11 protein-coding genes and 1 pseudogene are annotated in these 13,700 nt (G+C 70.6%); 6 read left to right on the forward strand and 6 right to left on the reverse strand.

Annotation, left to right across the window (positions count from 1 at the left end):
* From Q9R47_RS21485 to Q9R47_RS21495, 3 genes and pseudogenes are all read right to left on the reverse strand, one after another.
* Window positions 1-108, reverse strand: a pseudogene (locus Q9R47_RS21485) (electron transfer flavoprotein subunit beta/FixA family protein); the annotation flags it as partial.
* Window positions 109-275: 167 nt separating this feature from the next.
* A complete protein-coding gene (locus Q9R47_RS21490) occupies window positions 276-1,589 on the reverse strand; it encodes a mechanosensitive ion channel domain-containing protein (RefSeq protein WP_311235153.1) in 1,314 nt (437 codons plus the stop codon).
* A 76-nt stretch (window positions 1,590-1,665) separates the two neighbouring features.
* Entirely contained in the window at window positions 1,666-2,838 is a 1,173-nt protein-coding gene (locus tag Q9R47_RS21495) for an MFS transporter (RefSeq protein ID WP_311235196.1), read from the reverse strand.
* Between the two features lie 209 nt (window positions 2,839-3,047).
* Here Q9R47_RS21495 and Q9R47_RS21500 point away from each other — a divergent pair, with 209 nt between their 5' ends.
* On the forward strand, window positions 3,048-3,497 hold the full coding sequence (locus tag Q9R47_RS21500; RefSeq protein WP_311235154.1) for a helix-turn-helix domain-containing protein: 450 nt from the start codon (window positions 3,048-3,050) through the stop codon (window positions 3,495-3,497).
* An 88-nt stretch (window positions 3,498-3,585) separates the two neighbouring features.
* Here the strand turns inward: Q9R47_RS21500 and Q9R47_RS21505 are convergent, their stop codons facing one another.
* Both Q9R47_RS21505 and Q9R47_RS21510 read right to left on the reverse strand, forming a co-directional pair.
* Complete coding sequence (locus Q9R47_RS21505; RefSeq protein WP_311235155.1) at window positions 3,586-4,425, reverse strand: enoyl-CoA hydratase; 840 nt, start codon at window positions 4,423-4,425, stop codon at window positions 3,586-3,588.
* A 41-nt stretch (window positions 4,426-4,466) separates the two neighbouring features.
* A complete protein-coding gene (locus tag Q9R47_RS21510) occupies window positions 4,467-5,423 on the reverse strand; it encodes a histone deacetylase family protein (RefSeq protein WP_311235156.1) in 957 nt (318 codons plus the stop codon).
* A 42-nt stretch (window positions 5,424-5,465) separates the two neighbouring features.
* Between Q9R47_RS21510 and Q9R47_RS21515 the strand changes: the two genes are divergently transcribed.
* The 4 genes from Q9R47_RS21515 to mltB all read left to right on the forward strand — a co-directional run bounded on the left by Q9R47_RS21515 (window position 5,466) and on the right by mltB (window position 10,971).
* On the forward strand, window positions 5,466-6,386 hold the full coding sequence (locus Q9R47_RS21515) for a MoxR family ATPase (protein WP_311235157.1): 921 nt from the start codon (window positions 5,466-5,468) through the stop codon (window positions 6,384-6,386).
* A gap of 226 nt (window positions 6,387-6,612) precedes the next feature.
* Entirely contained in the window at window positions 6,613-7,638 is a 1,026-nt protein-coding gene (locus Q9R47_RS21520; RefSeq protein ID WP_311235158.1) for a DUF58 domain-containing protein, read from the forward strand.
* Window positions 7,639-7,759: 121 nt separating this feature from the next.
* On the forward strand, window positions 7,760-9,814 hold the full coding sequence (locus Q9R47_RS21525; RefSeq protein ID WP_311235159.1) for a DUF3488 and transglutaminase-like domain-containing protein: 2,055 nt from the start codon (window positions 7,760-7,762) through the stop codon (window positions 9,812-9,814).
* A 68-nt stretch (window positions 9,815-9,882) separates the two neighbouring features.
* On the forward strand, window positions 9,883-10,971 hold the full coding sequence (gene mltB, locus Q9R47_RS21530; protein WP_311235160.1) for a lytic murein transglycosylase B: 1,089 nt from the start codon (window positions 9,883-9,885) through the stop codon (window positions 10,969-10,971).
* A gap of 68 nt (window positions 10,972-11,039) precedes the next feature.
* Here the strand turns inward: mltB and Q9R47_RS21535 are convergent, their stop codons facing one another.
* A complete protein-coding gene (locus Q9R47_RS21535; protein WP_311235161.1) occupies window positions 11,040-11,864 on the reverse strand; it encodes a hypothetical protein in 825 nt (274 codons plus the stop codon).
* A 395-nt stretch (window positions 11,865-12,259) separates the two neighbouring features.
* Here Q9R47_RS21535 and Q9R47_RS21540 point away from each other — a divergent pair, with 395 nt between their 5' ends.
* Window positions 12,260-13,687: a glycoside hydrolase family 43 protein gene (locus Q9R47_RS21540; RefSeq protein ID WP_311235162.1), complete on the forward strand. Its 1,428-nt coding sequence runs from the start codon at window positions 12,260-12,262 to the stop codon at window positions 13,685-13,687.
* The last annotated feature ends 13 nt before the right edge of the window (window positions 13,688-13,700 follow it).

Below are 13,700 nucleotides of genomic sequence, written 5' to 3' on the forward strand. Positions count from 1 at the left end.
ATTCATGCTCATCTTCACGTTCGCGATGTCCACACCCGTGTGGTCCGACTTCACGCGGACCTTCACGTTGTAGTCCACCACGCGCTTGACGGGGACCAAGACCTTCATTGCTGCGGCTCCTAAAACGGGTTGATTGATTGACGTAACGTAAACCGGTCCATTCTATGCGCCGGTCCTGGCCGGAACGGCGGGCTTCAGCCGGGAGAACACGCTGGCTGGCTGCCCTGCACAAAAAAGAACGATCGTGCTTTTTACGGAAGTATAGCGGTGTACGGTCACGCCGTGGGCGGCGGTGCGGACGCTTGTGCGACATGCGCGGCCTGCAGGGGCCCGGCGGGTGGCGGGGCATCGGCCTGCAGACGCACCACCCGCTGCGGGTACGGGATGTCGATGCCCTCGGCGCGCAGGCCGTCCAGGATGGCGATGTTGATCGCCGAGCGCAGATTGACCGTGCCGGCCGAAGGGTCGCTCACCCAGAAGTTGAGGCTGAATTCCAGCCCGTCCGGAGCGAAGTTCATCAGGTAGGCCACCGGCGCCGGATCGGCGAGCACACGCGGCTGGGCGGCGGCGGCGCCGCAGAGGATGGCCTGCACCTGCGACACGTCGCTGTCGTAGCCCACGGTGATGTTGGTGGTGATGTTGAACTTGCGGTCGGCGTCCGAGAGGTTCTCCACGCGCTGCGTGATCAGCGTCTCGTTGGGCACGATGGACTCGCGCCCGTTGCCCGCGCGGATCAGGGTGTAGCGGGTCTTGATGTCGGTGATGCGGCCTTCGAAGCCGTCCACGCGCACGTTGTCGCCGATGCGCAGCGAGCGCTCCAGCAGGATCACGAAACCGCTCACGTAGTTGGAGGCCAGCTTCTGCAGGCCGAAACCCAGCCCCACGCCCACGGCGCCGCCCAGCACCGAGAGCGCCGTCAGGTCCACGCCCACGGCCGAGAGCGCGAACAGCAGGCCGACCAGCAGCAGCCCCGCCCGCGTGGCGTTGGCGGCCACCTTGCGCATGGAGAGGTCCACGATCGTGCGGTCCAGCAGGCGCCGCTCCAGCGTGGACGACAGCCACAGCGCCAGCAGCATCACCACGGTGGCCGAAAGCGATCCTTCGATCAGCGTGAGCGCCGTGACCTGCGACTTGCCGAAATGGATCGCGATGCCGGCCAGCTCGGCGCGCACCGCGGGCAGCAGGCCCACGATCCAGAGCACCGCCACGCCCCAGGCCAGCCAGGAGACGATGCGCTCCACCAGCCGCATGGCGGCCGATTTCGGGAAGGCATTGGCCAGGATGCGCGCGAAGAACCGGATCAGCACCAGCGAGCTGAGCACCGGCACCGCCACGCGCAGCAGGAACACCGGCTGCAGCAGCACCGTCTCGACGCCCACGCGGGCGGCATAGGCCAGGGCCAGCGCCAGCAGCGGGAACATCAGCCCATCGACCGTGCGGCGGCCGAACCACACCGAATCGGGCGGCTGCTGGCGGCCGAGGATGCGGCTCGCAACGTAGGCGAGCGCCAGGCAGGCGGCCAGCACGGCCGCTTCGATCCAGGTGTGGGATGGGCTGAAATCGCGGATCAGCGCGTGGAGGGCATCCATGGTGCGGGAACCTCGGGGCATCGGTGGACGGCAGGGCCGGAGCGCAACGCTGGCCCCGGCGGGAGAGCGGCCAAGCTTACCCCGGCGCAGCGGGCGTGCGTGCGAGCGTGGCCCGCCAGAACAGCAGCGCGGCCAAGCTGACGGACGCTCCCAGCGCACACACGCCCTGCCAGCCGGCTTGCGCGTACACCAGCGTCGAGCCGATCGCACCCAGGCCGCTGCCCGCGGCATAGAACAGCATGTAGGCGGCGATCAGCCTGCCGTGCGCCTGCGGGCGGGTACGCAAGATCAGGCTTTGGTTGGTGACGTGCAGGGCCTGCCCGCCCAGGTCGAGCAGCACGATCCCGACCACCAGCGCCCCAAGCGAACGCTCCATCATCGACAGCGGCCACCACGCGATCAGCAGCGCAACCAGGGCGGCGGCGCTGGCCCGCTCTCCGTGGCCGCGGTCCGCCCAGCGCCCCGCTCGCGCGGCGGCGAGCGCGCCCAGGGCACCGACGAGGCCGAATGCGCCGATGGCGGTGTGCGAGAAGCCGAAAGGCGGCGCGCTCAGGGGCAGCACCAGGGCGCTCCAGAAGATGTTGAAGGCCGCGAACATCAGCAGCGCCAGCATGCCGCGCACCTGCAGCACGCGTTCCTCGCGCAGCAGCGTCCCCATCGAGCCGATAAGGCGCAGGTAGGACGGTGCACCGTCCGATGTGGCGACCGCCGGAAGCCGCCGCCACATCGGCAGCGCGAGGGCCGCCAGCAGCGCGGCGGCGCCCAGGTACACGCCCCGCCAGCCCGCCAGATCGGACACACCACCCGCGAACACCCGCGCCAGCAGCAGGCCGATGAAGATGCCCCCCTGCGCCGCCCCGACCACCCGACCCCGTTCGTGCGGCGCCGCGGCGCTGGCGGCATAGGCGACCAGCCCCTGCGCCATGGCGGTGCCCAGCAGGCCGACCAGCAGCATGCCCGCGAACAGCATGGCGGCCGACTGCGCCAGTCCCACCAGCGCGAGCGCACCCGTCAGCGCCAGCCACTGGGCCGCCATGAGCCGCCGCCGGTCCACGCGGTCGCCGAGCGGCACGAGCAGCACCAGGGCCAGCGCGCAGCCTGCCTGGGTCGCGGTGACCACCGCGCCGATCGCTGCCGCACCGATGCCGAAGTCCCGGGCCAGCGCATCGAGCAGCGGATGCGCGTAGTACACGCCGGCTACTCCGAGCCCGCCCGCCGCGGCGAAAAGGCGCACCACACTGGCCGGCATGGCGGCGGGGCGTGAGGAAGCGGTATCGGCGTGCGTGTGCGCATCGGTGTCCGTGTCGATCAAGGGCTGGGGCATTTCGGCAGGGGGCATCGCGATCCATCCAATCTGGTTTTAAATAAAAACCAGATGGATGCTAGGCCAGGCAGTTTTAAAATGCAACCTGATTGCCTCGACTGTTCTCGCCACCCCCTTCATCACCGGAAGCCGCCATGCCATCCAGCGAAGACCTGTCCGAAAGCCCCTGCCCCGTGGCGCGCAGCGTCGCCGTGGTGGGTGACCGCTGGTGCCTGCTCGTCGTGCGCGACGCGTTCGACGGCATCCGCCGCTTCGGGGATTTCCAGCGCAGCCTCGGGCTGGCCCGCAACATCCTGTCCGACCGGCTGCGCCGGCTGGTGGAGGCCGGCATCCTCGCGCTGCAACCGGCGTCGGACGGCTCGGCCTACCGGGAATACGTGCTGACGCCGCGCGGTGAGAGCCTGTTTCCGCTCGTCGTGGCCCTGCGGCAGTGGGGGGAGCGGCAGCTGTTCCAGCCCGGGGAGCGCCACTCGGTGCTGGTCGACCGGCGTACCGGCAAGCCGGTGCCATTCATGGCGCCGGCCGCGAAGGACGGCACCGTGCTGATTCCGGACGCTACCGAAGTGCGCAAGGTCGGGGAGTGATCCGGGCATCAGCCCGTTGTGCATGCGGCGCCGCTTGCGGGCCGGTAGGCGGGTCGGTCCTCCCCGCTGGCGACGGGCGCGGGCCTTGTCAGCGCGTGGCAGGCGGCGGGGTTTCGGCTGCAGCCTTCCAGGCCGGTGCGCGCTTCTCGGCGAACGCGCGTGCGCCCTCCTGCGCCGCTTCGTCCATCATGTTCACGGCCATGGCCTGCCCGGCGAGCTGGTAGGCCGCCTCCACGCCGAGCTCGCGCTGCTGGTAGAAGAGCGCCTTGCCCACCGCCACCGCGGCGCGGGGCTTGCCGAGGATCGAGCGCACGAGCGATTCCACCGCGTCGTCCAGCGCCTCGGCCGGCACGACGCGGTTCACCAGCCCCTCGGTCAGCGCGGTGCGTGCATCGATGAAGTCGCCGGTGAGCAGCATTTCCATGGCGCGTTTCGCCGGCACGTTGCGCACCAGCGGCACGCTGGGCGTCGAGCAGAACAGGCCGTAGTGGATGCCGCTGGTGGCGAAGCGCGCGCCCTCGGCCGCCACGGCGAGGTCGCACTGCGCGACCAGCTGGCAGCCCGCCGCGGTGGCGATGCCCTGCACGCGCGCGATCACCGGCACGGGCAGGCGCTGGATCGACACCATCATGCGACTGCACTGCGCGAAGAGGCGCCTGTACCAGGCGGCCTCAGGGTGAGCGGCCATGTCCTTCAGGTCGTGGCCCGCGCAGAAGGCCTTGCCCTGGGCGGCCAGCACCACCACGCGGGCCTGCGGGTCCTGCGCGACCGCATCGAGCGCCTGCTGCAGCGCGGCGAGCATGCCGTCGCCGAGCGCATTCAGCCGCGCCGGATCGGCCAGCGTGAGGGTCACGACGCCGCGGGCGTCGCGCGTGGTGTGGAGCACCGGAGCGTCGGCGGCGGACAGGGAAGCGGCAGGTTCGGTCATGGCGGCGAAGAAGCTTGGGCTGTATCGGCGGACAGCCCGCCTCAGAGGTCGGCCAGCACGCGCACGTGGGCTTCCACGCTGCGCGCCAGGGCATCCATCACGTAGCCGCCCTCCAGGCAGGAGACGATGCGGCCCTTGGAATACCGGCGGGCGATGTCCTTGATGCGCTGCGTGATCCAGGCGTAGTCCTGCTCGGTGAGGCCGAGCTGGCCCATGTCGTCGTCGCGGTGGCCGTCGAAGCCGGCCGAGACGAAGATCATCTCGGGCTTGAACGCCTCCAGCCGCGGGATCCAGAGCATCTCGATCAGCTCGCGGATGTCCATGCCGCGCGTGTAGGCGGCCACGGGCACGTTGAGCATGTTGGGCGCCGGATCCTGGTCGCCGCTGAACGGGTAGAACGGGTGCTGGAAGATGCCGACCATCAGCGCACGCGGATCGTTCGCGAGGATGTCCTCGGTGCCGTTGCCGTGGTGCACGTCGAAATCCACCACCGCCACGCGCTGCAGCTTGTAGCGCTGCAGCGCGTATTTGGCCGCGATCGCGACGTTGTTGAAGAAGCAGAAGCCCATGGCCTTGCTGCGCGTGGCATGGTGGCCCGGCGGGCGCACGCAGCAGAAAGCGTTCTCCAGCTCGCCCGCCATGACGGCGTCGGTCGCGGCGAGCGCGGCGCCCGCGGCCCGTAGCGCGGCCGGCCAGGTATGGGTGTTGATGGAGGTGTCGGGGTCGACCTGCGCATGGGCGGGGCCGCCGGCCAGCATCTCCTCCGCGAGCCGGTCGGAGAGGCCGCGCAGCGCGGCCACGTGCAGCCGGTCGTGCGCCAGCTCGACATCGGCGAGCGACGCCTCGGGCGCCTCGAAGCGCTCCAGCGCGTCGGCCACGCCCGTGGCCAGCAGCCGGTCCTCTATCGCGTCCAGCCGCCCCGGGCACTCGGGGTGGCCCGCACCCATCTCGTGCTTCCAGCATTCGCGGTGCGTGAAATAGCCTGTGGAGCCCACCATGAATCCCTTGTCTCTGGTTTTTTTCGGATAACGTCGGGTGCCATGAACACACAGCACAAGATCCGGTCGCTTCTGGATCAGCTTAACACGGTGATCGTCGGCAAAAACGCCCAGGTCCAGGACTGCGTGGCCTGCCTGCTGGCCGGGGGACACCTGCTGATCGAGGACGTGCCGGGCGTGGGCAAGACCACGCTGGCCCATGCGCTCGCGCGCACTTTCGGGCTGCAGTTCTCGCGCGTGCAGTTCACGGCCGACCTGATGCCCAGCGACCTCACGGGCGTCTCGGTCTACGAGCGCGGCCGCGAGTCGTTCGTGTTCCATCCCGGCCCGGTGTTCGCCCAGGTGCTGCTGGCCGACGAGATCAACCGCGCCAGTCCCAAGACGCAGAGCGCGCTGCTGGAGGCCATGGAAGAAAAGCAGGTCACGGTGGAAGGCGAGACGCGCGCCCTGCCCCATCCCTTCTTCGTGATCGCCACCCAGAACCCGCACGACCAGCTCGGCACCTTCGCGCTGCCCGAGAGCCAGCTCGACCGGTTCCTGATGCGGATCTCGATCGGGTATCCGGACCGCGCGGCGGAACGGCTGCTGCTGGCCGGCGGCGACCGCCGCGACATGGTCGACGGCATGCCGGCGCTGCTGTCGCCCGGCGAGCTCGAAGCCCTGCAGCAGCAGGTGCTGGCGGTGCACACGGCCGAGCCGCTGCTCGACTACGTACAGGACCTGATCGCCGCGACGCGCTCGGGGCGCTGGTTCCTGCAGGGCCTGTCGCCGCGCGCAGGCATCGCGCTCATCCGCGCGGCCAAGGCGCAGGCGCTGATCGCCGGCCGCGATTACGTGGCGCCCGACGACGTGCAGGCCGTGCTGCCGCAGACGATCGCGCACCGGCTCGTGCCCGTGGGCGACGCGGGGCGCGGTGCGGCCGAACAGGTGGTGGCGATGGCGGAATCCGTGCCTCTGAAATGAGGGAGCACCCCCCTGAGCGGCTGCGCCGCTTCCCCCCGCTCTCGCCGTGCGTAGCACGGCGGGCAGGGGGACGACGCCAGTGGCCCGGCGAAGCCGGTTCCACGGCGTCTGCTGGCCTGGCCTGCTCCGCGGCCATCGGACGGATTGAGGCCACGCGGCTTCCAGGCGCCGTGCGTGTGGCGTGCGGTGCGGATTGCTCGGCTGGGCCCTTGTGGGAGGCTTCGGCATGACATCCGGCCCGCGCGACGCCCTCTCGCCCGCAGCATCGGCGCGGAAGCCGCTCGCCGTACTGAGCGCGCGGCTGCATAGCTGGTGGCAGGCGCGGCTGCCGCGCACGGACACGGTGCTGCTCACGCAGCGCAATGTCTACATCCTGCCCACGGGCGCGGGGTGGATGCTGGCGCTGACGCTGCTGGTGCTGCTGGTGGCGTCGATCAATTTCCAGCTGAATCTGGGCTATCTGCTGACGTTCCTGCTCGCGGGCAGCGCGGTGGCGGGCATGCACGTGTGCCATGCGACGCTGCGCGGGCTGACGCTGCACCTGCTGCCGCCCGAGCCGCGCTTTCTGGGCCAGAGCGTGGTGTTCGACGTGCAATTGACGAGCGAGCGTGCCGCGCCGCGCCACGGCATCGCGGTGGCGGTGCACGGCGCCGGCCGGGCGACGCGCTGGGCGTGGACGGACGTGCCCGCGCAGGGCACGGCCTCGGTGCAGATCGCCTTCCAGCCCGAGCGTCGCGGGCTGCACGGCGTGCCGCTGCTCACGGCCGAGACGCGCTTCCCGCTGGGCACCTTCCGCGTCTGGACGCTCTGGCGCCCGGCCGCGCAGGTGCTGGTGTATCCCCGTCCCGAGGTGCCTCCGCCGCCGCTGCCTGCCGGCGAGCCGAGCGCGGGCGGCGCGGGCAGCGCGCCCACGCAGGGCATCGGGGAGTTCGACGGCGTGCGCGCCTACCGCCGCGGCGATCCGCTCAAGCTCGTCGTCTGGAAGAAGGCCGCGCGGTCGCTCGCCACCGGCACCGACGACCTGGTGAGCCGCGACGACACCCAGCAGTCGCGCCGGCAGGAGCTGTGGTTCGACCTCGCGCTCACCAGCCTGCAGGACCCGGAGGCGCGCGTGTCGCGCGTCACGGCCTGGGTGCTGCAGGCCGAGCGCCTGGGCCTGGACTACGGCCTGCGCCTGCCCTCCGGCGAGGTCGGCCAGGGCAGCGGCCCGGCGCACGAACGCCGCTGCCTGGAGGCCCTGGCATTGTGCTGAACGACCGCCCCCCTCTCCCGGCCGCATGCGCTCCTTCAGCATCGGCATTGGCATCGGCATCGTTGTCGGCAGCGCCCGTGCCCGCGCGCATGTCCGGCTCCGGCAGCGCAGAAGCAGCAACATGACCGCGCTGCGCCACACCCTCGCCCACCTGCCGCGCGAAACGCGCGACCTGCTGTTCCTGCTCGCCACCGTCGTCTGGGTGGTGCTGCCGCTCGCGCCCTACCTGCCCTGGTGGACCACGCTGCTGGCCGCCGCCGTGCTGGCGTGGCGCGGCACGCTGGCGCTGCGCGGCAGGCCGCAGCCGGGGCGCTGGGTGCTCGGCACGCTGCTGGCCGCATCGGTCGCGCTCACCATCGTGACGCACGGCACGATCGTCGGCCGCGACGCGGGCGTCACGCTGATCGTGATGCTGCTCGCGCTCAAGACCATGGAGATGAACGCGCGGCGCGACGCCATGGTGATCTTCTTCCTGAGCTTCTTCACGATGCTCAGCAACTTCTTCTTCTCGCAATCGCTAGCCACGGCCGCGGCGATGCTGATCGCCCTGCTGGGCCTGCTCACGGCGCTGGTCAACGCCCATCTGCCGGTCGGGCGCCCGCCGCTCACCGTGGCGCTGCGGCTCGCGTGCCGCATGGCGCTCTTGGGCGCGCCGGTCATGCTCGCGCTGTTCCTGCTGTTCCCGCGCATGGCGCCGCTGTGGGGCATGCCCAGCGAGAACCCCGCGGGCCGCAGCGGCCTGTCGGGCCGGATGGAGATCGGCAACGTCGCCTCGCTCGCGCTCGACGACGGCATCGCGCTGCGCGCGCGCTTCGACACGCTGGGCGGGGAGCCGCCGCCACAAAATGCGCTCTACTTCCGCGGGCCGGTGTTCTCCGTGTTCGACGGGCGCGAGTGGTTCGCCTTCGGGCAGAACGGCGCCCCCGCGGCAGCATGGCGCCCGCCGGTGCCCGCATCGCTCGAAGTGCAGGGCGAGCCGCTGCGCTACGAGGTCACGCTGGAAGCGCTGCGCGTGCCCTGGCTGCTCACTCTCGATGCCGCGCCCGACGCGCCCACCCTGCCCCAGGGCCTGCGCGCCGCGATGTCGCCCGAACTCTCGTGGCTCGCCAGCCGCCCGATCAACGAGGTGCTGCGCTACCGTGCCGCCAGCTATCCGCAATTCACCCACGGGCCGATGCAGGACACGCCGCGCCTGCGGCCGTACCGGGAGCTGCCGGAAGGGTTCGACCCGCGCACGCGAGCCTTGGCGCGCGAGATGCTGGCCGACCCGGCCATCGCCGCGGGCGGGCCGGCGGCCTTCGTGCAGGCCGCGCTGGAGCGCCTGCGCACGGGCGGCTACAGCTACACGCTGGAGCCCGGCGTGGTGGCCGAACACACCGCCGACGCCTTCTGGTTCGACCAGAAGGCCGGCTTCTGCGAGCACATCGCGTCCGCCTTCGCGGTGCTGCTGCGCGCGGCCGACGTTCCCGTGCGCATCGTCACCGGCTACCAGGGCGGCGAGCTGAACGGCGTGGACGGCTACTGGACCGTGCGGCAGGCCGATGCACATGCCTGGACCGAGGTGTGGCTTGCGGGCCGCGGCTGGGTGCGCGTGGACCCTACCGGCGCCGTATCGCCGGGCCGCATCGGCAACTTCCAGCGCCTGCTGGCGCCGCGCAGCGCCTTCGGCACCGCCGTGGACACGGTCATCGGCCGCGGCATCGCCGCCCGTGCGCGCGCCGTGTGGGAGGCCGTCAACAACCGCTGGAACCAGTGGGTGCTCAACTACACGCAGAGCCAGCAGCTCGATCTGCTGAAGTCGCTCGGCATCCCGTCCCCCGACGCGATGGACCTGGCACGGGTGCTGGGAGCGCTCGCCGCGCTGGCCGCCCTCGGCGGGGTGGGGTGGAGCCTGTGGGAGCGCCGCCGCCAGGACCCCTGGCTGCGGCTGCTGGACCGCGCGCGCCGCGAGATCGCCCGCGCCGGCCTGCCGCTGCCCGGGCACCTGCCGCCGCGCGCCCTGGCCCGCGCGCTGCAGGAACGCTTCGGCGACGCCGCGGCCGCGCCCGCCGCAGGCTGGCTGCTGCGCATGGAGCAGGCGCGCTACGCACCGCATCCCGCCACGGCCCTGGCGGCGCTGCAGCGCGAACTGCGCGGCCTGCGCTGGCCGGCCGACGCCGCGGGCCACCGCCGCTGAGCCCCGCTGCCGGACGGGTTCTAATGCCAGGGCCCGTGATCCGTTTTTTCTTCGACACCGATTCCCGCATGGCCCTGACCCGCTCCGCCGCCCTCCTCGCCCTTGCCTGCGCAGCCGCCCTCGCCATGGCACCGGCCGCCCTGGCCCAGAAGCCCGCGAAAAAGAAGGAAAAATCCGCCCCGGCCCCCGAAGTGCTCTACGCCGGCCGGCCCGACGCGCTGCGCTTCGCCGACGACCTCGCCGCGCGCCGCGGCCTCGACCGCGAATGGGTGCGGCAGGCGATCGGGCAGGCGCGGTTCCTGCCGCAAGTGCCGCGGCTGATGCTGCCGGCGCCCCAGGGTGCGCCCAAGAACTGGGCCGCCTACCGGGCCCGGTTCGTGGAGCCCGTGCGCATCCGCGCGGGCGTGCGCTTCTGGAACGAGCACGCGGCCACGCTGGCGCGGGCAGAACGCGAATACGGCGTGCCCGCGGAGATCATCGCCGGCATCCTTGGCGTCGAGACGCTCTACGGCCAGCACATGGGGAGCTTTCGCGTGATGGATGCGCTCGCCACGCTGGCCTTCGACTTCCCCGCCGCCCATCCGCGGGCGGCGGAGCGCCAGGCATTCTTCCAGGGCGAGCTGGAGCAGTTGCTCAGCCTGGCCGATCGCACCGGCACCGACCCGTTCGCGCTGCGCGGCAGCTACGCGGGCGCGATGGGACTGGGGCAGTTCATGCCCTCCAGCTGGGTGCGCTGGGCGGTGGATTTCGATGGCGACGGCCGCATCGATCTGTTCCAGAGCCCTGCCGACGCGATCGGCTCCGTGGCCAACTACTTCCAGGCCCATGGCTGGGTTCCCGGGCTGCCCACGCACTACGCCCTCGCGTTCGATGAAACCCGGCTGCGCCTGCCCGAGCTGCTGGCGCCCGACATCCTGCCGACCTTCGATGCCGCCGGCATGGAAGCGCGCGGCGCCCGGCCCCTGCCCGCCGAAGGAGCCGCCACCGCACCGGAGGCCGCGGGCCCGCTCGCGCTGATCGAACTGCAGAACGGCGGCGCGCCCGCGACCTACGTGGCCGGCACGCGCAACTTCTACGTGGTCACGCGCTACAACTGGTCGAGCTACTACGCGATGGCGGTGATCGACCTCGGGCGCGAAGTGGCGGCAGCGCGCTAGCACGCGACCGAATGCCCACCGCGCTCCGGCGCAGTGGGCAGCGGAGGCCCGCGCCGTGCACGGTCGGATCAATAGGGCCGGCGAGCGTAGCTCTGCGCATATTGACCGAAATGGCCCGTCGACATAGCGTTGTGCACGGACTCGTCTTCCGAACCGGTCCAGGGCACGACCTCTCCCTCTTCCGTGACCGAGCTTTGCCAGGCCTGCGGAACGTCGAGTCCCGCCTCGTAGAGCACGCCGCGCGACTCTTCGTAATAGCGGTGCGTGTCGCGCACCGAGTTGTACTCGATCCGTTCCGCGCCTTCCGCGAATTCATGGGGCGACATGCGCCTCATGGCGGCCTCACGCTCATGCGCCGAATATGCTTCGGACAGGGAAGCGTTGGTCAGCTCGAAGGCAAGAACGCCCATCGCGTAAGGACGACTGCCCGTGTACGCCTGCCCCAACACCACCTCTCTGCCATGCGGGCGGAAGTACGCGGTGGACACTTCCGGGTCCACGCGGACATTCACGGGCCCTTCCGCATCCACGGTCGCCATCGTCCGCCGGAACGTCTCGGACCCTGCGTACACCAGAGAGAGGTCATGGATCGCCTGGCCCGCCTGCGCGTCCGCCGGGTGGTGCCTCAGCGTGCGGGCGGACAGGTGCGCCCATTCCTGTTCGCGCTGGTGCATCTCGGCCGCGCCCGGGCCATACCAGTGGCCGGAGGGCTCCGGAGACGGCGAGCGGCTCCGAAGGCCCGGGAGTGCCTCGTGCAGAGAATGCATCGAAAAGGATGAGGAGCCTCGCGGCGAACCCGGCGGCGTCTCGCGCCTTCCAGCATGCTCGCTTTGCTGCCAGCCGGCATAGGCCGCAGGATCGTTGAGAACTCGGGGTGTGCGGAAGAAGTCCATGGCGTGTGACGGTGGAAAAGGATGATTCCGCCATCTTGGGCACCCGCGTCCCGCCGCGGCATCGACACCCGAAGAAATCGTCCGCCGCCAGAACTTCAGCGCGCCGCGCCCGCCCCATTGATCGGGGGGTGCAGGCCCATCGGTTATCGCAGACCGTCAAAAAACGATTGGTCCTGGCGCAGCAACTTCCCTAGCATGGCCTTGCCGACTCGACAGTAAAAAGCGAGAAGCACGCAGCCCCGCCAGCCCAGCACCGCCCATCGCGATCGCCATCGCCGGACAGGGGCTCGGGCGCGCGGAACGACTTCACGGCAGGGCCCGACCCGCACCCCGGAATGCATCCGGCACCGGCCGCCTGCCGTGAACCGACAACACATGGAGACAGGAGTTCACTCATGAAAAAAACCCGCAAGGCCCTTCGGGCGCTCTTCGCGGCCGCCACGCTGGCCGTGTCCTTCGGCAGCGCGCAGGCCCAGTCCGGCGGCTACCTGCTGGTCCATTTCACCGGCGAGTCGGAATCGGGCGAGCAGACCTACATGGCGGTGAGCACCGACGGCATGCACTGGACGGACCTGAACAACAGCCAGCCCGTCCTCATTTCCACCGTGGGAGAGAAAGGCGTGCGCGACCACTCCATCGTGCGTTCGCCCGACGGCTCCAAGTACTGGATCCTCGCCACGGATCTGCGCATCGCGAGCGGCAAGGGCTGGGGCACGGCCATGCACAGCGGCAGCACCAAGCTCGTGATCTGGGAATCCTCCGACCTGGTGCACTGGTCCGCGCCGCGCCTGGCCGACGTGGCCGGCGCCATTCCGAACGCGGGCTGCGCCTGGGCGCCCGAGGCCATCTGGGACCCGGAATCCAACGCCTACATCGTGTACTGGACCACCATATCGCCGCTCAACGGCGTCGACAAGCCCCGCATCTACTATGCCAAGACCACCGACTTCGTGACTTTCACGCCGCCGCAGCTCTACATCGACCGGCCGGGCGACCAACCCATCATCGACACGCAGATCATCCACGTGGCGGGCAGCGTGGGCGGGTACCAATACGTGCGCGCTTCCGGCGACGGCCAGATCACGCTGGAAGGCAGCCAGTCGATACTGGGCGCGTGGACGACCATCGGCGATCTGTCGCAGGTGGGCCTCACGGGGCAGATGGTCGAAGGCCCCATCCTCTTCAAGTTCAACGGCGAGCCGAAGTGGGGCCTGTGGGTCGACCAATATGCCTCGGGCAGGGGCTACCTGCCGCTCACCTCGGCCAACATGGGCAGCGCGGACAACTGGAAGATCGCGTCCGAAGGCTCGTACAACCTGGGCGCGAGCCACAAGCGCCACGGCGGCATCCTGCCCCTGAACGATGCGGAGCTGAGCCGCCTGCAGGCGCAGTGGGGCGGCACCACCCCGATCACCCGGCTGCAGTCCAGCAACTTCCCGGATCGGTACGTGCGGCACGCCAATTTCACGTCGGTGCGCATCGACGCCAATGTCTCGCCCGAGGACGATGCGAAGTTCCGCATCGTCAGGGGACTGGCCGACAACGCCGGCTACGTGTCCTTCGCGTCGGTCAACCAGCCCGGCTACTACCTGCGCCAGAAGAACTCCGCGTTCGAACTCGCTCCGTACGACGGATCGCCCGAGTTCGCGGCCGATGCCACCTTCGCGGAGGTGCTCGGCCTGGGCGACACGACGGGCTCTTCCTTCCAGTCCTACAGCCGTCCGAACCACTACATGCGCCACTATGCCTACCAGTTGCGCCTGGACCCCATCGGCGACGACGCGACCTCGCGCAGCGACGCGACCTTCCGCGTCACCGACTGAGGCCGGGGCACGC

Origin of the sequence: Acidovorax sp. PRC11 (genome assembly GCF_031844105.1) — a bacterium.
In the GTDB taxonomy this organism is placed as follows: Bacteria; Pseudomonadota; Gammaproteobacteria; order Burkholderiales; family Burkholderiaceae_C; genus Paracidovorax.